The organism is Methylocella sp., from assembly GCF_041905455.1.
Taxonomy (GTDB): domain Bacteria; phylum Pseudomonadota; class Alphaproteobacteria; order Rhizobiales; family Beijerinckiaceae; genus Methylocapsa.
The window spans coordinates 88,357-110,409 of sequence record NZ_JAYRLA010000011.1 but is presented as its reverse complement, the minus strand read 5'-3'; the positions used below and the strand labels follow the sequence as shown (position 1 = coordinate 110,409).

Sequence of the window (22,053 nt, the reverse complement as noted above, 5' to 3'; positions counted from 1 at the left end):
TGGAGCGGACTCTCGGAGGGAACGCTCAGCGCGCCCAATAGGCCGGGCTGATCGCCTCGCCCCATTTGGGCTCGAGGCCGCCGTTCTCGTCGACGACGACGTTGGTGTAGTCGCGGCACAGCGTCATGACCCACTGATGCGATTGTCCGCCGACCGTCACGGTCTGGGCGTAGACGCCGGCTGGCGCGCCCTCGGCCGGGCCTATCGTCAGCTTCGGGCTCGGCGCGCGCTTGCGCATATAGGGATCGGAGCACATGCCGCTCGCGTACAGCGTCTGCGCGAGATCCATCGCGCTCTTGCCCGAGCGCGGATGGACCCAGTCGGCGCGCGCCCACTTCTCCCAGCGCGACAGGCCGAACTCCTTGGTCCAGTAGGTGCGCTCGATCTGCATGGCGTCGGCGCCCCTCGGGCTGGTGACGTCCTTCGAGAAATGATCGGAGACAAGCGCCTCGAGCGTATGCCCGCTCTTGAAAGCCACCTCGTCCCGCACCCAGACATTGGCGCTGCGCCCGTACGCCCTCGGACAGGAGCCGGCGGTCGCCGCCGGATCGCCGCTCTCGTGCTTGGCGGCGAAGACGCCGACGCCGGCGACGCCGCGCGGCGGCAGCTTCGCCGGGCCGATCACCCAGGCGCGCGCGAACCTGCGCGAGGAGTTCGGATTCTCCTGGCACAGCGGCGTGCGCCACGACGACAGGGCGACCGGGCTCCAGCTGCCCATAATGAAGCCGTAGCCGTCGTCGGCCCATTGCACCGAGCCGCCCTCGCCCGCGCTCTCGAGTTCGCCGAAGCGCGGCGCGTTCGGCGCGACGTCGGGGCAGGAATGGTCGACCCCCTTGTCGTAGAAGCTGACGACGCGCGTGACGCCGTCGCGCTCGATGGGGATGTTGTCCTTCGATATTGCGCCGAGCCGTCCGGCGCAGCCGGCGTTCTTCGCCGGGAAATCGTGCAGGTGATAGGGAATCTTCTCCCCGGCTCTGATGTTGCGTCGTTTCGAGCAGGCGGCGTCATAGGGGGTGACGCCCGGCAGGATATGATCGGCGGCGTCGACGCACACGTCCATGATCATGAAGTCGAGGATGTCGTTGGAGGCGATCTGCGCCGCCGCCGGCAGGCTTGCGCCGAGCGTAAGGAAGCCCGCGCCGAGCGCCAAGGAACTTGCGCCGAGCCTCAGGGCGCTTGCGGCGGCCCTCGAAAAGCTCGCCCCCGGCGCAGGCCGGCGCGTCGCAAAGCCAGCCCGCACGCCGCGTCTCCCTGAATTCAGCCCCGTCGCCACACGGCCGTTCACGCCTCCGCCCGCTTCGCGCGCCTCGCCTTGGCCCGCGCGTCGGCCTGCGCCGCGATCTTGGCCGCGCGTTCGCGCAGGCGGTCGGAGACGCGGGCGAGCTTGCGCGCCTCGGTCTTGAACTTGCGCTTTTCCTCAGGCGTGCCGGCCAGCTTGTCGGGACGACGCGCGCGTGTCGCCGCGTCGACGAGCTGGTCCTTGACGAAGGCCGTTCGGAAGGCGCGCTCGATCTGCGCGTCGGTGACGCCGGAGAGGCAGTAATAGCGCTCGAACACGCGCATGTTGAAGTCGAGGACGTGCTTGCGCACGTGTCGGCGATCGGGCAGGAACGGATTATTGAACGGCCCCTGCACGATTTCGTAGCTCGGGAAATAGAACAGCTTCTCGTCGCGCGCCTGGGCGGCGCGCAGGAATTCGTCGAGCGCGGCGCGCAGGATCGCCTTGGAGGCGGAATTGGCGGCAAGGCAGCCGATCGGCCGGAACGTCGCGGTGAGCGGGATCGGCGAGAGCGTGAAGACGATCGCCGCCTCGGGCCGGCGCTGGCGGATCAGCTTGTAGATCTCGAGCAGGTTGACGAGATTTTCGTGGTGGGTCGAGACGCGGAACTTGTGGCGCGCAGGATCGTAACGATCGGCCGGAACGGCGCGCCAGAACACCTCGCCGGTCGGCTCGTCGTACCAGATCTCGGAGAGGCCAAGGGTCAGGACGAAGACGTCGGCCGAATCGAACAACTCGGCGGTCCTGAGCCGCACCGCCTCGTCGTAGCCAAACTCGGCGGCGTCGTAGCCGTGCCAGAGCGCCGACTGGGGCTTCTTGTCGAGCCAGGCCCATTCGAACTGCTGGCGCAGGGCGAAGGTGTTGACGATGCCGTCGCCCATGGTCGAGACATAGGCGGTCTGGTCGCGTTTGGTTGCGACGTCATAGCCGATCTTGTTGAGATAATTGGCGATGTTGGCGGCGAAGCACGATCCGAAGGCGACGATCCGCGTGTCCTTGTCGATGAAGGGCTGCGCCGGGACGAGACCGTTGACGAGATATTGGGAGACGACGGACGAAGTCAGGTAAGACGCGTCGGAGGGAAAGAAATTCGTCTGTTCGCCACGGAAGAAGGAGCCGCTCGTCCTTTTCCTGACCCCGTCCTGAACGTAGGAATGCATCTTCGACCCGCCGGCAATGGCGTTCATCTCCCGCTCCAGTCGTCGCAATAAAACGTCATGACCTCTACGCGCCGGCCAAATAGCTGTCAAACCCTTGCGTCGCAGCCTCAATACCTTTGCGCGCCGCCTCAAATAGAACAGGGATTCGCTTCAATGTCGCCACGTTCATGAATAGCGCGTCCGCCGCCCCCGCGGCGCGCGTCGAGATCGGCGGGCTTGCGCTCGCCAACGATCTTCCGCTCGTCCTCATCGCCGGCCCGTGCCAGATGGAGTCGCGCGCGCACGCGCTTGAATGCGCGCAGGCGCTCGCCGAAATCGCCGCCCGGGCGAAGATCGGCCTCATCTACAAGACCTCGTTCGACAAGGCGAACCGCACCTCGATCAAGGGGCGGCGCGGCGTCGGCCTCAAGGCGGCGCTGCCGGTGTTCGCCGAGCTGCGCGAGCTCTTCGGCCTGCCGCTCCTCACCGACGTGCACCTGCCGGAGCAATGCGCGCCCGCGGCGGAGGTCGTCGACGTCCTGCAGATCCCGGCCCTGCTGTCGCGCCAGACCGACCTCATCCTCGCCGCCGCCGCGACGGGGCGCGTCGTCAACATCAAGAAGGGCCAGTTCGCCGCCCCGTGGGATATGGCCCCGGCGGTGGAGAAGGCGCGCGCCGGCGGGGCCGGCGGGGTGCTGCTGACCGAGCGCGGGACGAGCTTCGGCTATAATTCCTTAATCGTCGACATGAGAAGCTTGGTGATCATGGCTGGCGCCGGCTGTCCGATCGTCTTCGACGCGACCCATTCGACCCAGAGCCCCGGCGGCCTCGGCGACGCCTCGGGCGGCGATCGGACGATGGCGCCGGCGCTCGCCAGAGCCGCCGTCGCGGTCGGCGTCGCGGCCGTGTTCGCGGAGGCCCATCCCGATCCCGACCGCGCCCCCTCCGACGGGCCCTCGATGTTGCCGATCGCCGCCATGCCGGAGCTGATCGAAAGCCTCATGGCCATCGACGCCGTGGCGAAGGGACGCCGCGGCGCGAATTGAAGCGGACGGCGCGGTTGGGTTAAGATTTGCGGCGCGGCCCGGCCGCGCAGGGGGTTCGGCGAACATGAGGAGGGCGCGAAGCTTGCGAGAGGCTGCGATGAAATTCGCGCTGCTCCCCCGCGACGCGAAAGCGGCGGCCTATCCGGCGGACCTCGGTCTCGACGCCGACCTCATGGTCGCCGCGCTCGCCGTCGCGCGCCAGATCGAGGGGCTCGAGGCGCTGCGCGAAGCCCTTTCCGGCGAGCTCGGCTTCGCGCTCGCGCGGGCGACGCGGATCTTCATCTCGCTCAAGGGCCGGCTGATCGTCACCGGCATGGGCAAATCCGGCCATGTCGCCCGCAAGCTCGCCTCGACCTTCGCCTCGACCGGCACGCCGACCTTCTTCGTGCATCCTTCGGAGGCGAGCCACGGCGACCTCGGCATGCTGCGTCCGGACGACGGCGTGCTGGTGATCTCGCGTTCGGGCGAGACGGTCGAGCTTTCCGACATCGTCGCCTACACGCGCCGCGCAAAGATTCCGCTCGTCGCGGTCACCTCGGCGCGCGAGAGCGCGCTCGGGCGCGCCGCCGACGTCGCCCTCGTCCTGCCCGAGGTCGTCGAGGCCTGTCCCAACGGCCTCGCGCCGACCACCTCGACGACGGCGCAGCTCGTCCTCGGCGACACGCTCGCCATCTGCCTGCTGTCGCGGCGCGGCTTCTCCTCGCGCGACTTCACCAGCCTGCACCCCGGCGGCAACCTCGGCGCGCGGCTGAAGACGGTCGAGGATCTGATGCACCGCGGCGCGGACGTGCCGACGACGCACCACGCCAGCACCCTCGCCGCGGCGATTATCGAGATGACGTCGAAGCGTCTCGGCGTCACCGGCGTCGTCGACGACGAGGGCAGGCTCGTCGGCGTCGTCACCGACGGCGACCTGCGCCGCGCGCTCGAGGCGGGCTTCTACGACCGCCCGACCAGCGAGGCGATGCGGCGCGAGCCGCTGTCCATCGCCGGCGACGCGACGGCGCATGAGGCGCTCGCCAAGATGACGCGCAACCGCGTCACCTGCCTGTTCGTGCTGGATCGCGGCCGCCCGGTCGGAATCGTCTCCGTGCACGACCTGCTCCGGATCGGCGTCTGACGCGCGCCGGACATTCGCTCTCCAGTTCTTCGCCGATCTCCTTTCGCGCCGGCGCGAACCTTTTCGCGTCGAATCTGTTCAAGGGCGCGACGCAAGACACGAGGAGATCATCCATGAAATCCGCCGCCGCCTTCGCCGCACTCGCCCTCGCCCTCTCGCCCGCGTTCGCGCTGGCGCAGGGCGAGACGCCCAACGACGCCGCCCATCCCGCCGCGGGCTCGGTGCCCGCCGACGAAATCGCCCCGGCCGCGCCGGCGAGGCCGATGGAGCGCGCCATGCCCGACGAACCGATGAGCGGCCGCTCCGCCGTCAGGTCCGGCGAGCCCTCCGCCGCTCCCTCGAGCGGCGAAACGCCCTCCGGCGAGCCCCCGGTCGGCATGGGTCGAGGCGAGAAATGACCGGCGCGGCGCGCAAGCGCCTTCTGGCGCGGCCGCCATATGCGTTGACGGCCGCGGCCGTCTTCGCGGCGCTCGGCGCCGCCGACGCCTCGGCCGGAACGAAACATCGTCGCGCGCATGCGAAGGCGGGCATGGCCAGCCAGGACCAGAGCGCTTACGGCAAGACTGGCACGCGCGGGCGCATGGGGCTCGGGGCGAACCCGCGCGCGCCGGAAGGCCCGGGCAACCCCTCGACGCGCTGAGCGGAGGGCGCGGCCATGCGCTCCGCCCCTTCTTTTTTCGCCGCGGCCGGCCTATAGCTGGGCTGCGGCGATAGGAAGAAGGAAGCCGGCGTTGAAATTTCTGACGATGCTGATCCTCGCCGTCGCCATCGCCGCGCCGGCTGGAGCCGCCACGGCGCAGACGCGACGCGGCGTCTCCACGCATCGCGCGCCGCATGTCGCGCATCACCCGCCGCGCAACGCCCGCGAGCGCGACCACGCTAGATTCGGCCACGCCGGAACGCGCGGCCGCGAGGGCCTCGGCGCCGATCCGCGCCGCCCCGAGGGGCCGGGGCGCGTCCAGCTGCGCTGAGGCGGCGGCCGGGCGCTCAGGCGTCGATCGCCGAGTTCCGCTCGCGCGCCTCGAGCTCGGCGGCTTTTTCGCTCTCCCTCCCGCACGCCTGCGCATGATGGAGCGACCCGCCTTCGCGGTTCGCCTGCGCGCCCGCCTCGCCGTCGAACAGCTTTACGCGCAGCGTCGCGCCAAGGGCGCGCGCCGCCGCCGCGAGAGGACCGTCCGCGCAGGCCCGCGCGTTCTCGAGCGAATCGAACTCATGGAAGCCGCCGACGACGCGAGGCTCGATCCCGGCGCGCCAGACCCCGCCGAGCAGGCCCGGCTGCGCCGTCGTCGACGGGGCGAGCGAACGCCAGTCGAGCGTCTCGAACGGCGCCTGCGCCTCGATCTCGGCGTAGAGGAAAATCTTCCGCTGGCTCATGCCGGTCTCTCCCATGCGCGAGCGTTCTAAACGGTTAACGCCTGAACCTGGGAGAAAGAGGCAGAATTTCCAATGTGTTCCGCGAAACGGGCGGTCGTCGCGGCGTGGCTTTGCGGCCACATCGTTCGAGCATCTGCGCCGCGTTAAGCTTTTTAGGCACCCGTCTGACCTAAAGGTGTGCGAACAAGAGGGGCTGTCCGAAGGGTTGCGCGCGGGACCGCACGCCCGGCGCACGTCGTCGGCAGAGGCTTCTCGAGAGCGTTGAGGCGGAGTTCGCGCGCATGCGCCTGACAACCATCGCGTTCGGCGCCTGCGTCGCTCTCGGCCTCGCCGGCTGCGCGGCGCTGCCCTCCTCCGGTCCCACCACCGAGGCCATTGTCAAGGCCACCGACGACAACAATCCGCAGACGCCGGCGCCCTACACGGTCATCGGGCTGAACGAATCCGCGATCGCCATCTTGCGCACCCGCGTCGAGCCTTCGCTCAGCGGGCAGATCGGGGCGCGCCCGGGCGGCGTCGGCGGCGGGTCGGCGCGCGCCGTCGGCGTCGGCGACACGCTCGCCCTGACCATCTGGGAAGGCGGCGACGGCGGGCTGTTCTCCCCGACGACGGCGGGCTCGCTCACCACCGGCAGCCGCGCCACCACGCTGCAGAACGCCGTGGTCGACCAGAAGGGCGAGATCACCATTCCCTATATCGGCCGGGCGCGCGTCGCTGGCCTCACCCCCTACGCCGCCGAGCGGATGATCGAGGCGAAGCTCGCCGACAAGACCGTCCAGCCGCAGGTCGTCGTCAACGTCGTCGGCAACGTATCGAACACGGTCAATGTGATGGGCGACGTCGGCGCCGGCGGGCGCATCGCGCTGACCCAGCGCAACGACCGGCTTCTCGACGTGCTGGCCGCCGCGGGCGGAGCGCGCTCGCCCGTCTACGACGAGACCGTGCAGATCACCCGCGGCTCGCGCGTCGCGCGCGCCCAGCTTTCGCGCATCATGAGCGACCCGCGCGAGAACATCGTCGCGATGCCTGGCGACACCATCCTCATCCAGCGCGAGCCGCTCGCCTTCGTCCTGCTCGGCGCCGCCGAGAAGGTCGCGCAGATTCCCTTCGAGGCGGAGCATCTGACGCTCGCCGAAGCGCTCGGACGCGTCGGCGGCCCGATCGACCAGCGCGCCGACGCCGCCGCCGTGTTCATCTTCCGCCCACGCGAGGATCCGAAAATCGTCGAGCGCTTCACCGGCCAGCGTCCGGCCGCGCCCGCGCCGATCGTCTACCGCCTCGACCTCAAGACCGGACCGGGCGTCGTCTACGCCCAATCCTTCGAGGTGCGCAACAAAGACCTCCTGTACGTTGCGAACTCGAATTCTTACGAGCTCGGCAAGTTCTTCGCCTTCATCCGCGGCGGCACCGGCATCGTCTACGATTTGAGCCGCATCGGCACGCCCTACTACTGAGGGCGGCGCCGCGCGGCGCAGGTCACAGACCGGCGTAGACCTGCGCCATGCGCTGCTGGAAGCGTTCGGCCGAAAAAAGCTGGGCGCGCTTGCGCCCGGCGAGCGAGAGCCGGCCGCGCAGGTCGGCGTCGGAGTCGAGCGCCCGCAGACCTTCGGCGATGGCGCGCGGATCGTAGGGATCGATCAGCAGCGCCGCGTCGCCGGCGACCTCGGGCACCGAGCCCTCCGTCGAAGAGAGCACCGGCGTCCCCAGCAGCATGCCTTCCAGCACCGGCAGGCCGAAGCCTTCGTAGAGCGAGGGGAAGGTCACCGCCTTCGCGCCGCGGATCAGGCTGACGAGCAGCGGGAACGGCGCGTAGTCGAGGCGCATGACGCGGTCGCGGGTCAGCGTCACCGGGCCGATCGTCTCGAGATAGCGCACGCTCTGGTCGTTGAGCAGGCGCAGTTCCTGCTCCGACTTCCACGCCTGCGCGCCGACGATGACGAGCGGCGTGTCGAGGCCGGAGCCGAGATAGGCCTCGATCAGCCGGCCGATGTTCTTCTTCGGCTCGATCGAGCCGAAGAACAGGAAATACTCCTTGTATTTCAGGCGGAAGGTGCCCTCGATCTCCTGCTTGACCAGATTTTCCGGCTTGTCGCGGTATTTCGCCGGAATCTCGACCGCCTGGTAGGTGTTGACGATCTTCTCCTCGGGGAAGTCGAACAGCTGGGCGATGTCCTTCTTCGAGCGCTCCGAGACGGTGACGATGGCGTCGGCCTTCTGCAGGATCTGCCTCGTCAGCCGGTAATAGCGGCGCTTGTTGTCGAGCGTCGTGTAGGGCAGGCGCAGCGGCACGAGGTCGTGCAGCGTGTAGACGTTCTTGACGCCCGGCATGACGATCGGGATCGGATAGGTCCAGTGCGCGATCTGCGGCTTTTCTGGAAGGTTTATGCGCAGGCGGTTGCGATAGATGCGGAAATGGGCGTGCGCCGCGCCGAAGATGTCGGGATAGTTCCAGATCCGGTCGAAATAGGGCAGGCGCGAGCGGAACGGCGTCGCGATCACCGTGCCAGTGATCGGCACCGGCGCCGCCGTGCGGCCGCCGACCGATTCCGCCACCTGCCGCGTGCGGCGCCAGGCGAGTTCCCACCACGGCGGCTCGCCGACGTTCTGGTCGAAGAAGGCGATCTCCTTCATGAGCGGCGTCATGCCGACCGCGGCGCGCGAGCCGTAGAGCACGTCGACCCTGTGGCCGATGTCATGGACGACATAGGAGAGGTTGCGCGCGTAGGTCGCGACGCCGGTCCCCTTCTCAAGGCCGAGATTGTAGGCGTCGATCAGGACGGTTTTTTGCGCGCCGGACGGCGGCGCGATGGGCGGCTCGGACATGTTCGCAGGCTCCGCTCGGAAAGGGCTGCGCCGGCGCGCGCGCGCAGCGACGCAGGAAGGATCAGACCGCCGCCTTCGCCGGACGCAGGAGGCTGGCGCAGGAGGCGAGCAGCTTGTCGAACACGGAAAAATGGCGCTCCCAGTTCGGCAGCTCGACGCGCGCGATGCGTTCGAGCTGCGCCGCGCGCCGGCTCGAGCCGGGCTCGGCGTAGGCGCGAATCATCTGCGCCCAGCCCGGCCCGTCAAGCGGATCGAGAAATTCGGGCGCGGCGGCGCCGATCTCGCGGAACACCGGAAGGTCGGAGGCGATCACCGGCGCCTTGAGCGCCAGCGCCTCGACGAGCGGCATGCCGTAGCCTTCGGCGAAGGAGGGAAACAGCACCGCGCGGCAGCGCGAGATCAGATATTCGAGCACGTCGTCGCTGACGGCGGCGCATTCGAGCACGTGCGAACGGATCGCCGGGCAGCGCTCGATGAGGTCGACGGCGTTCTCGTTCTCCCAGCCGCGCCGGCCGATCACGAGCAGCTTAGGCGCCGTCTCGCCCTGCGCTTCGACAAGCTGGCGCCAGAGCTGCAACAGGAAGATGTGGTTCTTGCGCGGCTCGATCGTCCCGAGCGTGACGAAGAAGGGCGCGGCGGACGGCTCTTCGGTCGGCCGCGGGAAGGCGGGAAAGCCCGAGCCGAGCGGGGCGACCGCCACGGGACGCGGCGCGAAGCCCTCCTCCATCGCGTAGCGCGACAGGATGTCCCCGGTGTGCCGCGAATTGGCGATCAGCGCCGCGCCGAGGCTCAGCATCGTCGCCATGCGGGCGCGATGGCGCGCGGCGCGGCCGCGCTTCACATATTCGGGATGGGTGATCGGAATGAGGTCGTGCACGAAGAAGATCGGCGCGAGCGCTCCGCGCTCGACGAGCGGCCTGATGCCGAGGTCGCTGTGCAGCCCCTCATGCGAGACGTTGACGTAAAGCCCGCCATGCGCGCCGAGCGTCCCGGCGCTCAGCCTGCGGCTCGTCGCGATCATGCGCGCCTTGAGCCGCCACAGTTTTCGCGCGGCGGAGCGGCGGCCCGGCGAATCGGACGCGGCGGCGAATTCGCCGAGCCCGGGATCGCCGAGGAACGCTTCGATCCGGCGCGTCGCGCGCCGCCCGGATCCGGACTTGTTGTAGCGCCATTGCTCCTCGACGAGATCAAGGAAGGCGATGGTCGCGCGCCTGCCGACGATGCGCATATGGCCGCGCCAGCGCAGCACGAAGCGCAGCCGCTCGGAATGGCCGGCGAGAAGGTGACGGGCGTATTCGAATTCGACGCGGTCGATTCCGGTCGGCGTGTCGATCTGCGGCCTGCCGACGAGGCGCGTCAGATCCATCAGCAAAAGGGCGTTCAACCTTCCTCCGGGAAATCCGTCATGACGTCGCGCGCGCCCAGATCCTCGCTGACGCGGGCGGCTAGCCGAAGCTGCCTGAACCGCTTGATCGCAGCGGCGACGGTGGGATGAAACTCGAGCTCGCCCTCGTGCAGCACGCAGCCGACGTCGGCGTAGAGCTCGAGATAACGCGGGACGGCGGTCGCGAAGACGAAGCCGGCGCTGCGCCGGCGGGCCTGGATGAGCTCGCCGCAACGCTCGCGAAAGCGCCCCTGTCCGCCGAGGATGATCTCGTCGGCGACGTAGAAATCGGCCGGAAAGCCATAGGACATTGAAAACAGGTAGGCCGAGCGGTCGGCGCGCGTCCAGTCGGCCATCGGCTCGTCGAGCGCGGCGCCGATTCCGCTGAAGGCGCGCACGAAATCGACGATCGGCCGATGGTCGATGCGGTGCAGCCGGGCCATGAACAGGATCATCTCGCGCCCGCTCATGACCCGGTTGAGATAGGCCGCGCTGCCGACGGGCAGCGACACGCGGCCGCGCCGCTCGATCCGGCCGGCGTCCGGCTCGGCGACGCCGGCGATCGCCTTGATGAGCGTCGACTTGCCGGAGCGCGGCAGGCCGAGGATCCCGACCGAGCAGCCGGCGGCGAAGGCGGCCGATACGCCGCGCAGCACATGGGCGCGCCGCGGCCCCTCGCCGACGGATTTGTGCACGCGATGCAGGCGGATGGTCACGCCGCGGCGTCCTGCGCGCGGATCAGCCGTTCGGCGGCGAGCCCGATCGTCAGGCACACCGCCGAGAAGGTGAGAAGATAGCCCTTGTCCAGCACGCTCGCCGGATAGGTCATGTAGAAGGCCGTGCGGAACCACTCGATGGCGTGCAGCACCGGATTCCAGGCGATCACCACGCGCGCCTGCTGCGGAATGTAGTCGGGCACGTAGAACACGGCCGAGATGAACAGCAGGGAGCGCGTCAGCACGCCATAGATGACGCGCCAGCTCAGGAAGAAATGCGCGATCACCGCGTTGAGGAGGCCGACCGAGATACCGAGGAAGCCGGAGGCGAGCACGGCGGCGAAGGCGACGTCCGGATAGACGGCGCGCGCGTCCGGGATGCCGCATATCCACATAATGACGAGGACGAAGAAAAACACCAGCGCGTGCGTGAGGAATTCGAGGAGCCCACGCGCGAAAACGATGTCGAGCGGGTTGACCGACGGCAGGTGACGGAAGCCGCGGGCGGCGCGGATCGATCCAGCGCAGGCCGACGAGATGTTGGTGAACAGCAGATAGGGGATGAAGCCGGTGATGAGGAACAGGAAGACGCTGGTGCCGAAGTCCGGCTGGCGGTCCATCGCCCAGAAGATGAAGAAGATCACGGCGATCTGCATCGCCGGCTCGGCCACGGCGAGCATGTAGCTCAGCCGCGACTCATGGAACTTCATCCTGATTTCGCGCAGCGCGAGCAGCGCGACGATGCGCAGCTGGAGCTCGATTCGGGACGACAGGCTGCGGCGCAGAACCGCGCTGGTCATGCGACGCGGTCCCTCAGCGAGTAATAGATGAGCAGGCCGCACATCCAGAACAGCGCGCTCGCGCCGAACACCAGGGCGATGTTGAGCAGCCGCTTGGGATAGATCGACTCCTCGGCGAGCGCCGGCTGCACGAAGGCGGCGAGATAGGTGTGCTGCATGATGGCGTTGGATTTCGCCGTCTCGAGCGCGTTGAGGTTGGCCGACCACAATTGCTCGGCGAACTGACGCTCGACCTGGAGATCCTCATAGCGGGCGAGCTGGGCGGCGTAGAGCTTGCCGTCGGCGGCTTGGCCGCCGCCGCCGATCTCGGAGGCCGCCGCGCGCAGCTGCTCCTCGGTCGAGCGGATCTTGGTCTTGAGCTGGGTGATCGTCGGCGCGTTCGGCGCCATGCTGACGCTCGCCGTGGCGAGCTGCGAGCGCAGTTGGGCGAGGTCGCCGCGCAGCTTGGCGCCGAGGTCCATCACGTTCGAGGCGTCGCGGCCGGGATCGGCCGTGCGCTGGAAGTTGCGGAACTCCAAAAGATCATGGCGAACTTTCTTCAGGCGCTGCTCGGCGCGGCCGAGATCCTCCTCTGCGAAACGGATCGCGTCGTCGCGCGAGCGCTGGGCGACCTCGTTCACGAGCGCCTCCGACTGGCGCATCAGCGCGTTGGCGACGTCGAGCGCGTCCTGCGGCGTGAAGGCGCGCACGCGCACGACGCCGACGCCGGTGGTCATGTCGAAGGTGGCGTCGATCATCCCCTGCCAGTAGTTGACGAAATTCTCGATGCTCGCCGTCCCCGGCAGGCGGGCGAGGTAGTCGGCGATCGACGTCGTATAGCGGGAGCGCAGCCCGACGATCTTCTCGACGTTGTCGATCGCCTGCCGGCTTTTCACGAATTCGATGACGGCGAAATTATAAAGGAAGGCGCCCGCCTTGGCCTGGCCGCCCAGCGCCGCCGAAGCCGCGTTGTTACCCGCCGGCTGGGCGTCCGAGGCCTGCACCGAGAACTTGAATTCGGAAAAATACTGATTGCTGGCGAAGAACCCGTAGTAAAGGCTCGCGAGCACCGTGGGCAGGGCGACGCACAGCAGGAAGGAGACGCGCACCGTCGTGGAGCGTCGCGGGCTCGCCTCCGGCGGCCGCAGGCCGCGGCCGAACTCCTCATCAAGGAGGTCGCGCTCCTCCGGCTCCGCTTCCGGCGCGCGCGCGGCGAGTCGGCGGGCGCGCAGAAGCTGCGCACCGCGGTCCTGGAGGCTGGAGACGACGTTCAGCATCGACATTTGCCTCATTTCCTCGCTCATTGCGCGGCAGCTCCGGCGAGCTCCGCCTCCTCGCGCTCGACGCGCTGGGGCGCGCGCTCGGGCGCGGCGCCGAGCAGGCGGCCGAGCACGCCCTCGACGGCGAGATCGAGGGCGCGCGCGCCGAAATAGCCGCCGTTGATCTGGGCGCGCCGCTTGACGATGCGCGAGAAGGCGGCGGCGAGTTGCGCGTCGGGCGTCGCGGGCGCCGTCCAGAAGCCGTCGAGCCCGCCCTGGTGGGCGAGGCCCGGCAGGTCGTAGATGGCGCTGCCGAGGCACTTGACCGCGCGGCCCTGGCGCAGCGCCATCAGCCCGACGGTGCTGTTGACGGTGACGACGCCGCGGCTTCCTTCGATGAGGGCGGCGAGGTCGCCGCCGTCGACGAAGACGACGCGGGCCTCGACGCCGCGCTCGCGCGCCAGCGCGCGCAGGAGCCGGCGGTAGTCGGAAAGGCCGTTGTCGAGCGGGTGCAGCTTGACGACCAGCGCGGCGTCGGCCGGCGCGTGGTCGGCGAAGGAGCGCAGCGTCAGGGCGCAGGCCTCCCACATCGAGGCGAACGGCGAATGCGAGCGGATCTGCGAATCGGCGTCGAGCTGCAGCGGAAACAGGAAGTAGGTCGAGCCCGCGCCCCTCAGCGCGTCGAGCGCCGCAACGGTCGCGCGCCGCTCGCGGCGCCCGCGCGCGAGGCGGCCGGCCCAGCCGCGCGCCTCGGCCAGGGGCGAAGCCGGCCGATGGCGCGTGAAGCGCGGATAGAAAAGACGCGTCGGCGCGTTGGCGACATGGAAGGCGAGGTCGAGCGCGACCCGCTCGGCGAAGCTCTGCGCCGCGGGGCGCTCCTCGGGCTCGCCGCCCAGCGCGGCCTCGGCCATGTAGCGCCGCGGATCGCGCGGCAGCGGCGAGAAGCCGTTGACGCCGCCCCGCTCCATGGTGATCCAGTTCGGCCGCAGGTAGCCTTCCTCGAACACGTGGACGGCGAGGCCGGCCCGCCGCGCGAGCAGGGCGGCCGGACGATGATAGGGCCTGCAGTCGCCGAACAGCAGCACGTCGGTGAAGCCCCGCGCCTCGATGAAACGCGCGAACCAGGCCGGCCAGTCCTCGAGCGAGCCCGCGTAGCGCGAGCTGTGGCGGAGCGAGCCCCAGAACAAATGATCGGCGCAGCAGAAGTTTATCCTGTGAACGCCAGCGCCGCGTTCAAGAAGAGAGTGGCGCAGGCGCGCGAACAGCCGGCTCGAATTGCCTTGCAGAAACAGGAAATGTCTGGTCTGAAGCGCTCCGGACTCGCTGGCCATTTCCCACTCTTTCCGAAAGACATAAAACAAACGACGACATGCCCCGCTTCGCGATCTGTTCACTAAATGGGCATATTCGGCTTATTCATGGCGACGACGCAATCACGGCATCTTTATGTTGATCGTTTCTCAATGGCAACGCGCGGCCGCCGCGGCGAGCCGATCCAAACTCCCGACGTGACCGCACCATGACCGCTCCCGTCGCCCTCGCCGCGGCTCTCGCGGCGCTCGCCGTCGGGCTCGCCCTCGACGCCGTCGCCGGCCCGTCCCGCGCGCGCGGCTGGCGCGCGCCCGCGTTGCGGCTCCTCGCGCATGCGGCGCTTCTCGGCGGCCTGTTCTGCCTGACCCTTTTTAGACCGATTTCCTCAATAATTCTCTATCTTGTCGCCGTGGCGACGCTGGTCGCGGCGAGCCGCGGCAAGCGCCGCATCCTGCGCGAGCGGCTGGTGGTCCATGATCTTCTGCTGATCAGGCAAATCCTGCGCCACCCCCGGATGTACTACACCTCGAAGCGGGACTGGCGGGTGTGGGCGATCGCGGCGGGGACGCTGGCGGCGCTCGGCGCGATCGCCCTCGAGCCGCCGCTTTCGGCCGCCGCGGGCCTTTCCGTCTTCTGCGCCTTCGCCGCCGCCCTCGCCCTGCTGACGACGCTCGGCGCCTCTCCGGCGACGTGCGCGCAGGACGCCGCCGGGGAGGCCGACCGCGCCATCGCCGAGGCCGGCCTTCTCGGCTCGCTCTACGCCGGAGCCCTCGCCCTGCGCACGGCGCCGGACGCCCCGCCCCGCGCGCCCGCCCCGCTCGCGGACGCGCAGGCGCTCATCGTCGCCGTGCAATGCGAGTCGTTCCTCTCCGGCGAACGCTTCGCCGGCGGCCCCGCCCTGCCGGCCTTCGCGGCGCTGCGCGCGCGCGCGCGCAGCAGCGGACGCCTCGAGACGCCGGCCTATGGCGCGAACACCATGCGCGCGGAGTTCTCCTTCCTCTCCGGCCTGCCCAACGCGCGGCTCGGCGCGCTGCGCTTCAACCCCTATCTGGCCAGCGCGGCGCTCGGGCCTGGCGCGCTCACGCGCGGACTGCGCGACGCCGGCTGGCGCACGATCTTCGTGCATCCCAACGACGCGCGCTTCTTCGACCGCGACCGCGTCGTCCCGGACCTTGGCTTTGAGCGCTTCGTCGACGGAGCCGACTTCGCCAGGGCCTCACGCGCCGGCCCTTACGTGTCGGACGCGGAAGTCGCGAAGAAGGTGCTGGCCCTCGCCGCGCAGACGCCAAGGCCCGCGCTGATCTTCGCGGCGACGATGGAGAACCACGGCCCCTGGCGGGCGGGACGGCTCGGACCCGGCAAGACCGGGCTCGACTGCTTCAAGGAGCATCTCGTCAACGCCGACCGGATGATCGGCGCGCTATGCGAAGGCCTCGCGCGCCTGCCCGGCCCCGTCGTGCTCTGCGTCTTTGGCGACCATCTGCCGGCGCTCGACCTGCCCGGCGTCGACGATCTGCTGGCCACCGACTACGCGCTCGCCCGGCTCGACGAGCCGCCGGAGCCCGGGCGCGCGGAGGGGTGGACGGCGCGGCGGATGCGGTGCTCGGAGCTGCTGGCGGCGGCGGTCGCCTGCGCGGGGGCGCGGCCGGCGGCAGCGGCGCGAGCGGCGGAACGACGACGGCGAGATCCGCCTCGCGCGCCGCCGGGCGGGCCGAAAGCAGGACCCGCGTGAGCTGGCGCAGCTGCTCGCCGGCGCGGGCGCGCAGGCGCATGAAATGCCCGCGCACGTCGTCGGCGCTGGTGCGCACCGACTGCGGCGCCTCGACGAGCCGCTGCAGCTCGTCGGCCATCATCTCGCTGAGATATTCGTCCGGCTCGAACACGGCGCCGTAGCGGCCGACGAGCTCGGCGACGAAGCCGCAATTGGTGGTGACCGGGCGCAGGCCGAAGCTCATGGCCTCGAGCAGCACCAGCGGCTGCGCCTCGTAGCGATAGCGCGTGGGAAACAGGAAGACGTCGATCGAGCGGAAGAAGTCCTCCTTGGCCTTCTTGTCGACGCGGCCGATCGCCTCGATCATGTCGCCGAGCTTCTCGCGTCCTTCGGCCAGCATGGACGCCGCCTCCTCGCCGACGGTCGGGCCGGCGAAGACGAAGGTCACGTCAAGGCCCCGCGCGCGGCATTTCCCGGCGACGTCGAGGACGACGTCGAGGCCTTTCTCGCGGCACAGATTGCTGAGGAAGCCGACGCGCAGCTTGCCGCCGTCGCGCGGCGCGCGCGGCGCGAGGTCGTCGGGCGGCGCGATATGGCAGGCGTTGTGGCTCACCATGATCGGCGGCATGTCGGGATAGAGGATGCGCAGGTTCTCCGCCATCTCCTCCGACAGGGCGACATTGAGGCCGCGCGGGCCCATCAGCTTCTGCAGGAGCGCGAAGCGCCCCTGCCGCACGAAGGCGTGCTCCGAGGTGTGATGGTGCAGCACGACGTCATGGCCGAGCAGGCGCGCGAGGCCGACGAGCAGGAAATTGTAGCCGACGCCGAAGCCGGACTCGAATACCGTGTAGAAGCGCCGGCCCGGCCGGCGGCCGCCGCGCAGCAGCCGCGCCGCAGCGCCGAGAACGCGCGACACGCGGGTCAGATGATACTGGAGGCCGAACTTGTTCGCGCCCGGGCCGATGTCGCAGATCTCGACGCGGCCGGCGCCGCCGAGCTCCGTCGCGGCCCTGGCCACCGAAGCGTTGACCAGCGACTGGCCATGCACGGGCGGGGGCAGGCAAACGGCGAAGAAGGCTTCCCCGGCGGCGACGTCGGCGAGGCGCAGATCGACAGGGGGAGCCGCCGCTTCAGCCCTCAGGGGATCGACGGGCCACGGCAACAGGTTCATCGCGACGGACTCCAGGACGAAAGCCTGCAAGTATTAGCAGCGCACGACTACTTGCGGTTGCATGAGTTCAGAAGTATTGAATCCAGCGCGCTCTCTTGTAAGCACCGGTATCAGGCGGCTACGCCCAAGTCCAGTCACATTCTCTTTATGCGAAGCTTACAGACTGTTTATTTTCCTACAAATATGTTATGAATATTTTTAGTTATGATGATTATTGAATTTTGTTACATCACTATTCATCAGGACGCATAACCGAAAGCTCTTGCTCCTCGACGGAAAAACGTCTTCCTTCATCTGAGCTGAAGCATAAACCGGCCGAGCCGCCCTCTTCGCCAGACGCCGAATTAAAGGCTTCGCCACTTTTAGGACACATTTTCCCGGAATGCAACTTCAATTCGGCGCGCAGGGCTTGACGCGCCTGCGCACGGAACGAAAACGCGCCCGATCGGCGCGAGCCGGCGCGAAATCACGGCGTGTTCGCAAATCCGAAAACGTTTCGGCGGGCGGTTGATCAGTAGGCTATGCCGCCTTTTTCACGATGTGCGTTCGCGCACATCATAGAGGCGCGCGCGGCGGGCCACGGCGCCGCGCGGAGGCGTCCCCGCCGCGCTCAAACGGCGCCGCGGCGTCATCGGCGCCGCGCTTCGTCAGGTCGGACGCGTCAGGTCAGGACGCCGTGGCAATGCTTGTACTTCTTGCCTGATCCGCAGGGACAGGGCTGGTTGCGTCCGACCTTCGGATAGTCGCCCGCAAGCCCGGCGTCCGGCGACGGACGCTGCAGCGTCGCCGTCGCGCCGCCTTCGTCGAGGGCGGCGGCCGGAGCGAAGGACAACGCCGTCTCGAGCGGCGCCGGCGCCGGCGCGAAAGCCTCGGCGAAGCCGCCCTCCGGCGCTTCGGGCGCCTCGAAGGCGACCTCGACGCGCGACAGCTGCGCCGTGACGGTCTGGCGCAGTTGCGCGATCAGCTCGTCGAACAGCTCGAAGGCCTCGGACTTGTATTCGTTGAGCGGGTCGCGCTGCGCCATGCCGCGCCAGCCGACGACCTGACGCAAATGGTCGAGCGTGACGAGATGCTCGCGCCACAGATGGTCGAGCGCCTGCAGGACGATCTGCTTCTCGATGTAGCGGGTGAGGTCCGGGCCGTTGCGCGCGGCGCGCGCGGCGTAGGACTCGTCGACGGCCTTCTGCAGGCGCTCGCGCAGCGCCTCCTCGTCGATCCCCTCCTCCTTCGCCCAGTCGGCGACGGGCGCCTCGACGTTGAACGATTCGACGACCCCCCGCGCGAGCCCCTCGACGTCCCAGGCCTCGGGATAGGAGTCGCGCGGCACGGCGCGCGAGACGAGGTCGTCGACGACGCCCTCGCGCATCTCGCCGACCATCTCCTCGAGCGAATCTTTCGCCATCATCTCGCGGCGCTGCTCGAACACGACCTTGCGCTGGTCGTTCATGACGTTGTCGTATTTCAGGATGTTCTTGCGCATGTCGAAGTTGCGCGCTTCGACCTTCTGCTGCGCCTTCTCGAGCGCCTTGTTGATCCACGGATGGACGATCGCCTCGTCCTCCTTGAGGCCGAGCTTGACCAGCATCGACTCCATGCGCTCGGAGCCGAAGATGCGCATCAGGTCGTCCTTGAGGGACAGGAAGAACTTCGAGCGGCCGGGATCGCCCTGGCGGCCGGAGCGGCCGCGCAGCTGGTTGTCGATGCGCCGGCTCTCGTGCCGCTCGGTGCCGACGATGTAGAGGCCGCCGGCGGCGATCGCCTTGGCCTTGAACGCGTCGACTTCGGCGCGGATTTCGGCCTCCCTGGCCTCGCGCTCCGCGCCTTCGGGCAGCCCCTCGCACTCCTGCGAAACGCGCATGTCGACGTTGCCGCCGAGCTTGATGTCGGTGCCGCGGCCGGCCATGTTGGTGGCGATGGTGATCGCCCCGGGCACGCCGGCCTCGGCGACGATATAGGCCTCCTGCTCGTGGAAGCGGGCGTTGAGCACGGCGAACAGCTTCGAGGGTTCGCCTTTGCGCGCCGCCTCGTACAGCTTCTGCAGCGCCTGCGGCTGCGAAAAATCGATCTGCCTGTAGCCCTCGCGCTTCATCGCCTCGGCGAGCTGCTCGGATTTCTCGATCGAGGTGGTGCCGACGAGCAGCGGCTGCATCTTGGCGTTGGCCGCCTCGATCTCGCGCACGATGGCGCGCAGCTTCTCCTCGGCCGAGCGATAGACCTCGTCGTCCTCGTCGAGGCGTCGCACCGGCAGGTTGGTCGGGATGTCGACGACGTCGAGCTTGTAGATCTCGGCGAATTCGTCGGCCTCGGTCGAGGCCGTGCCGGTCATGCCGGCGAGCTTCTTGTAGAGGCGGAAATAGTTCTGGAAGGTGATCGAGGCGAGCGTCACGTTCTCGGGCTGGACCTGGACGTGCTCCTTGGCTTCGAGCGCCTGGTGCAGCCCCTCCGAATAGCGCCGCCCCGGCATCATGCGGCCGGTGAACTCGTCGATGATGACGACTTCGCCGTTGCGGACGATATAGTCCTTGTCGCGCTGGAACAGCTTGTGCGCGCGCAAGGCCTGGTTGACGTGGTGCACGATGGTGACGTTGGCCGCCTCGTAGAGCGAGCCCTCGATCTCGACGCCGGCCGCGCGCAGAAGCTCCTCGATATGCTCGTTGCCGATCTCGGTCAGGCTCGTCGCGCGCTGCTTCTCGTCGACCTCGTAATCCTCGCGGTCGAGCCTCGGCATCACCTTGTCGATGAGGTTATAGAGGTCGGACTTGTCGTCGGACGGGCCGGAGATGATCAGCGGCGTGCGCGCCTCGTCGATCAGGATCGAGTCGACCTCGTCGACGATGGCGAAGGCGTGGCCGCGCTGAACCATCTGCGACAGCTCGTATTTCATGTTGTCGCGCAGATAGTCGAAGCCGAACTCGTTGTTCGTGCCGTAGGTGACGTCGGCGGCGTAGGAGCGGCGGCGCTCCTCGTCCTCGACGCCGTGCACGATGATTCCCGTCGAAAGGCCGAGAAATCCGTAGACGCGGCCCATCCATTCGGCGTCGCGCCGGGCGAGATAGTCGTTGACGGTGACGACGTGCACGCCCGTGCCGGGGAGCGCGTTGAGGTAGGTCGCGAGCGTCGCGACCAGCGTCTTGCCCTCGCCGGTGCGCATCTCGGCGATGGCGCCCTCGTGCAGCACCATGCCGCCGATGAGCTGCACGTCGAAATGGCGCTGGCCGAGCACGCGGCGCGCCGCCTCGCGCACCACGGCGAAAGCGGGAACGAGCAGGTCGTCGAGCGTCTTGCCGGCGGAAAGCTCGGCGCGGAACTGCGCCGTCTTGCCCGCAAGCTCGGCGTCGGAGAGCGCGCGCGTCTGCGGCTCGAGCGCGTTGATCGCCGCGACTTTCGGCTTGTAGCTCTTCAGCCGGCGCTCGTTCGCCGAGCCGAAAATCTTCTTCGCGAAAGAGGCCAGCATCGTCAGTCAACTCCTGCGGTCGCGCGCGCCGGGGGAAGTCAGGAGCGCGCGGGGCCCGGCCGCGGTCCGCGCCTTGCGCGAAGCGGCTCCCACAGCCCATATAGGAGGAAGCCCGGCGTGAGCGAAGGGCCGTTCCGGCGCCCTGAGCGTCCCGCGCGCGGCTTTGGGCGCGCCTCGCGTCCTGGCGCCTTGTGTCCTGGCGCGTCAGGCCTAGGCGCCGCCAGCAAGGCCCAGGCTTCGCCAGCATGTCCGATACGCCGCCGCACACATAGGGGCGCGCCCGCCCCTTGTCAAACAGGGCGCGGGAGACGGCGGGCGAGACGGGCCGGCCCGCGCCGGCCGCGCGGGCCTTGTCAAAGCCGCCGCGCCATGCTCTTTCCCTGCCGCCCTCGCGAAGCTTCGTCATACGACGCCCGCGTCAACCGCCAAAGCCAACACGCAGCATCATGGCGCTCCCTGAGGGACCATCGTGCTCGACGTCCGGGAGCCTTTCATGACCGCATTCCTCTCGCGCGCCGCCGTCGCCGCCGGCCTCGCGCTGCTTCCCTGCATCGCCCTCGCGCAGACGCCCCCGGCGGACGCGCCGAAGGCCGACGCCCCCAAGCCAGACGCGGCGAAGGCCGACGCGGCCGGCGCCAAGCTCCTCGCCACCGTCAACGGCCAGCAGATCACCGAAGAGGACCTGCGCGTGGCGCGCGAGGACCTTGCGGCGAACCTGCCGCCGCAGCTGCAGGGCAAGGCGCGCGACGCCTATCTTCTCGACTTCCTGATCGACGGCGCGCTCGTCGCCCAGCTCGCCAAGTCGGAAGGGCTCGACAAGACTCCCGAGTACGCCCGGCGCCTCGCCTATTACCATGAGAAGCTTCTGATGGAGGCCAAGCTCGGCCAGATCGCCAAGGCGGCGCTGACCGACGAGGCGATCAAGAAGACCTATGACGACGCGCTGAAGGCGCAAAAGCCCGAGCAGGAGGTGCGCGCCCGGCATATTCTCGTCGCCACCGACGACGACGCCAAGAAAGTGATCGCGCGCCTCAAGGCCGGCGAGGATTTCGCCAAGGTGGCCAAGGAGGTGTCCAAGGACACCAGCGCCGACGGCGGCGAGCTCGGCTGGTTCTCCAAGGACAAGATGGTGCCCGAATTCGCCGACGCCGCCTTCAAGCTCGACGTCGGACAGATGTCCGAGCCGGTGAAGAGCCCGTTCGGCTGGCATGTCATCGAGGTCGAGGGCAAGCGGGAGAAGCCGTTTCCCGCGCTCGACGAGGTCAAGGACCAGGTGAGCCGCTACGTCGTCCAGAAGGCGCAGTCCGACGCCGTGACGTCCCTGCGCAAGAACGCCAAGATCGAGCGCGCCCCCGGCGCCCCCTCCGCTTCCGACGAGACGCAGGTCGACGACGCGGCGGCGGCGGCGCCCGCGCCGGCTCCCGCTCCCGCGGAAGAGAAAAAGAAGTAAGGTTCCGACCGGCCCGGTTCGAGGCCGCAGGGGAGGA

Annotated in this window: 18 protein-coding genes and 1 pseudogene; 8 read left to right on the top strand and 11 right to left on the bottom strand. The window is 68.9% G+C overall.

The genetic code is table 11. From position 1 onward, the window contains the following. Window positions 1–25: 25 nt before the first annotated feature. Both ACE3OG_RS11080 and ACE3OG_RS11075 read right to left on the bottom strand, forming a co-directional pair. A complete protein-coding gene (locus ACE3OG_RS11080; RefSeq protein ID WP_374308558.1) occupies window positions 26–1,150 on the bottom strand; it encodes a hypothetical protein in 1,125 nt (374 codons plus the stop codon). 131 nt (window positions 1,151–1,281) lie between these two features. Beyond that, a complete protein-coding gene (locus ACE3OG_RS11075) occupies window positions 1,282–2,466 on the bottom strand; it encodes a GSCFA domain-containing protein (RefSeq protein ID WP_374308556.1) in 1,185 nt (394 codons plus the stop codon). A 140-nt stretch (window positions 2,467–2,606) separates the two neighbouring features. Between ACE3OG_RS11075 and kdsA the strand changes: the two genes are divergently transcribed. From kdsA to ACE3OG_RS11050, 5 genes are all read left to right on the top strand, one after another. Further along, complete coding sequence (kdsA, locus tag ACE3OG_RS11070) at window positions 2,607–3,464, top strand: 3-deoxy-8-phosphooctulonate synthase (protein WP_374308554.1); 858 nt, start codon at window positions 2,607–2,609, stop codon at window positions 3,462–3,464. Window positions 3,465–3,561: 97 nt separating this feature from the next. After that, on the top strand, window positions 3,562–4,584 hold the full coding sequence (locus ACE3OG_RS11065) for an SIS domain-containing protein (RefSeq protein ID WP_374308552.1): 1,023 nt from the start codon (window positions 3,562–3,564) through the stop codon (window positions 4,582–4,584). 113 nt (window positions 4,585–4,697) lie between these two features. Beyond that, window positions 4,698–4,982 carry a hypothetical protein gene (locus ACE3OG_RS11060; protein WP_374308550.1) on the top strand — a complete coding sequence of 95 codons (285 nt, stop codon included), beginning with the start codon at window positions 4,698–4,700 and terminating at the stop codon, window positions 4,980–4,982. Further along, window positions 4,979–5,224: a hypothetical protein gene (locus ACE3OG_RS11055; protein ID WP_374308548.1), complete on the top strand. Its 246-nt coding sequence runs from the start codon at window positions 4,979–4,981 to the stop codon at window positions 5,222–5,224. Before ACE3OG_RS11060 ends, ACE3OG_RS11055 begins: the two co-directional genes overlap by 4 nt. Window positions 5,225–5,315: 91 nt before the next feature. Further along, entirely contained in the window at window positions 5,316–5,555 is a 240-nt protein-coding gene (locus tag ACE3OG_RS11050; RefSeq protein WP_374308546.1) for a hypothetical protein, read from the top strand. Window positions 5,556–5,571: 16 nt separating this feature from the next. Here ACE3OG_RS11050 and ACE3OG_RS11045 read toward each other — a convergent pair whose 3' ends face one another. Beyond that, window positions 5,572–5,958 (bottom strand): hypothetical protein, encoded by a 387-nt coding sequence (locus ACE3OG_RS11045; protein WP_374308544.1) that lies wholly within the window; start codon window positions 5,956–5,958, stop codon window positions 5,572–5,574. 281 nt (window positions 5,959–6,239) lie between these two features. Here ACE3OG_RS11045 and ACE3OG_RS11040 point away from each other — a divergent pair, with 281 nt between their 5' ends. Beyond that, window positions 6,240–7,412, top strand: coding sequence for a polysaccharide biosynthesis/export family protein (locus ACE3OG_RS11040; RefSeq protein WP_374308541.1), 1,173 nt, complete (start codon window positions 6,240–6,242; stop codon window positions 7,410–7,412). 22 nt (window positions 7,413–7,434) lie between these two features. Here the strand turns inward: ACE3OG_RS11040 and ACE3OG_RS11035 are convergent, their stop codons facing one another. The 6 genes from ACE3OG_RS11035 to ACE3OG_RS11010 all read right to left on the bottom strand — a co-directional run bounded on the left by ACE3OG_RS11035 (window position 7,435) and on the right by ACE3OG_RS11010 (window position 14,250). Continuing rightward, window positions 7,435–8,781, bottom strand: a complete 1,347-nt coding sequence (locus ACE3OG_RS11035) for a glycosyltransferase family 4 protein (protein WP_374308539.1) — start codon at window positions 8,779–8,781, stop codon at window positions 7,435–7,437. 61 nt (window positions 8,782–8,842) lie between these two features. Next, entirely contained in the window at window positions 8,843–10,165 is a 1,323-nt protein-coding gene (locus ACE3OG_RS11030) for a glycosyltransferase family 4 protein (protein ID WP_374308537.1), read from the bottom strand. Further along, entirely contained in the window at window positions 10,162–10,881 is a 720-nt protein-coding gene (locus ACE3OG_RS11025; protein ID WP_374308535.1) for an ATP-binding cassette domain-containing protein, read from the bottom strand. The genes ACE3OG_RS11030 and ACE3OG_RS11025 overlap by 4 nt, the downstream gene beginning before the upstream one ends. Then, window positions 10,878–11,681 carry an ABC transporter permease gene (locus ACE3OG_RS11020; RefSeq protein ID WP_374308533.1) on the bottom strand — a complete coding sequence of 268 codons (804 nt, stop codon included), beginning with the start codon at window positions 11,679–11,681 and terminating at the stop codon, window positions 10,878–10,880. Before ACE3OG_RS11020 ends, ACE3OG_RS11025 begins: the two co-directional genes overlap by 4 nt. Continuing rightward, window positions 11,678–12,952, bottom strand: coding sequence for a hypothetical protein (locus ACE3OG_RS11015; protein ID WP_374308531.1), 1,275 nt, complete (start codon window positions 12,950–12,952; stop codon window positions 11,678–11,680). The genes ACE3OG_RS11020 and ACE3OG_RS11015 overlap by 4 nt, the downstream gene beginning before the upstream one ends. An 8-nt stretch (window positions 12,953–12,960) precedes the next feature. Further along, window positions 12,961–14,250, bottom strand: a complete 1,290-nt coding sequence (locus tag ACE3OG_RS11010) for a capsule biosynthesis protein (protein ID WP_374308529.1) — start codon at window positions 14,248–14,250, stop codon at window positions 12,961–12,963. Between the two features lie 188 nt (window positions 14,251–14,438). Here ACE3OG_RS11010 and ACE3OG_RS11005 point away from each other — a divergent pair, with 188 nt between their 5' ends. Beyond that, window positions 14,439–15,962, top strand: coding sequence for an LTA synthase family protein (locus ACE3OG_RS11005; protein ID WP_374308527.1), 1,524 nt, complete (start codon window positions 14,439–14,441; stop codon window positions 15,960–15,962). A 91-nt stretch (window positions 15,963–16,053) separates the two neighbouring features. Here the strand turns inward: ACE3OG_RS11005 and ACE3OG_RS11000 are convergent. Both ACE3OG_RS11000 and secA read right to left on the bottom strand, forming a co-directional pair. Then, window positions 16,054–16,557 (bottom strand): annotated as a pseudogene (locus ACE3OG_RS11000) (glycosyltransferase family 4 protein); the annotation flags it as partial. Window positions 16,558–17,773: 1,216 nt separating this feature from the next. Then, complete coding sequence (gene secA / locus ACE3OG_RS10995; RefSeq protein ID WP_374308525.1) at window positions 17,774–20,566, bottom strand: preprotein translocase subunit SecA; 2,793 nt, start codon at window positions 20,564–20,566, stop codon at window positions 17,774–17,776. A 493-nt stretch (window positions 20,567–21,059) separates the two neighbouring features. Between secA and ACE3OG_RS10990 the strand changes: the two genes are divergently transcribed. Continuing rightward, a complete protein-coding gene (locus ACE3OG_RS10990) occupies window positions 21,060–22,016 on the top strand; it encodes a peptidylprolyl isomerase (protein WP_374308523.1) in 957 nt (318 codons plus the stop codon). Window positions 22,017–22,053: the final 37 nt, after the last annotated feature.

What these genes read in the sequence shown, in the direction of transcription:
- ACE3OG_RS11075 (WP_374308556.1), bottom strand. Translation starts at nt 2,466, where the DNA reads ATGAACGCCATTGCCGGCGGGTCGAAGATGCATTCCTACGTTCAGGAC.
- kdsA (WP_374308554.1), top strand. Translation starts at nt 2,607, where the DNA reads ATGAATAGCGCGTCCGCCGCCCCCGCGGCGCGCGTCGAGATCGGCGGG.
- ACE3OG_RS11065 (WP_374308552.1), top strand. Translation starts at nt 3,562, where the DNA reads ATGAAATTCGCGCTGCTCCCCCGCGACGCGAAAGCGGCGGCCTATCCG.
- ACE3OG_RS11060 (WP_374308550.1), top strand. Translation starts at nt 4,698, where the DNA reads ATGAAATCCGCCGCCGCCTTCGCCGCACTCGCCCTCGCCCTCTCGCCC.
- ACE3OG_RS11055 (WP_374308548.1), top strand. Translation starts at nt 4,979, where the DNA reads ATGACCGGCGCGGCGCGCAAGCGCCTTCTGGCGCGGCCGCCATATGCG.
- ACE3OG_RS11045 (WP_374308544.1), bottom strand. Translation starts at nt 5,958, where the DNA reads ATGAGCCAGCGGAAGATTTTCCTCTACGCCGAGATCGAGGCGCAGGCG.
- ACE3OG_RS11040 (WP_374308541.1), top strand. Translation starts at nt 6,240, where the DNA reads ATGCGCCTGACAACCATCGCGTTCGGCGCCTGCGTCGCTCTCGGCCTC.
- ACE3OG_RS11035 (WP_374308539.1), bottom strand. Translation starts at nt 8,781, where the DNA reads ATGTCCGAGCCGCCCATCGCGCCGCCGTCCGGCGCGCAAAAAACCGTC.
- ACE3OG_RS11020 (WP_374308533.1), bottom strand. Translation starts at nt 11,681, where the DNA reads ATGACCAGCGCGGTTCTGCGCCGCAGCCTGTCGTCCCGAATCGAGCTC.
- ACE3OG_RS11015 (WP_374308531.1), bottom strand. Translation starts at nt 12,952, where the DNA reads ATGAGGCAAATGTCGATGCTGAACGTCGTCTCCAGCCTCCAGGACCGC.
- ACE3OG_RS11010 (WP_374308529.1), bottom strand. Translation starts at nt 14,250, where the DNA reads ATGGCCAGCGAGTCCGGAGCGCTTCAGACCAGACATTTCCTGTTTCTG.
- ACE3OG_RS11005 (WP_374308527.1), top strand. Translation starts at nt 14,439, where the DNA reads ATGACCGCTCCCGTCGCCCTCGCCGCGGCTCTCGCGGCGCTCGCCGTC.
- secA (WP_374308525.1), bottom strand. Translation starts at nt 20,566, where the DNA reads ATGCTGGCCTCTTTCGCGAAGAAGATTTTCGGCTCGGCGAACGAGCGC.
- ACE3OG_RS10990 (WP_374308523.1), top strand. Translation starts at nt 21,060, where the DNA reads ATGACCGCATTCCTCTCGCGCGCCGCCGTCGCCGCCGGCCTCGCGCTG.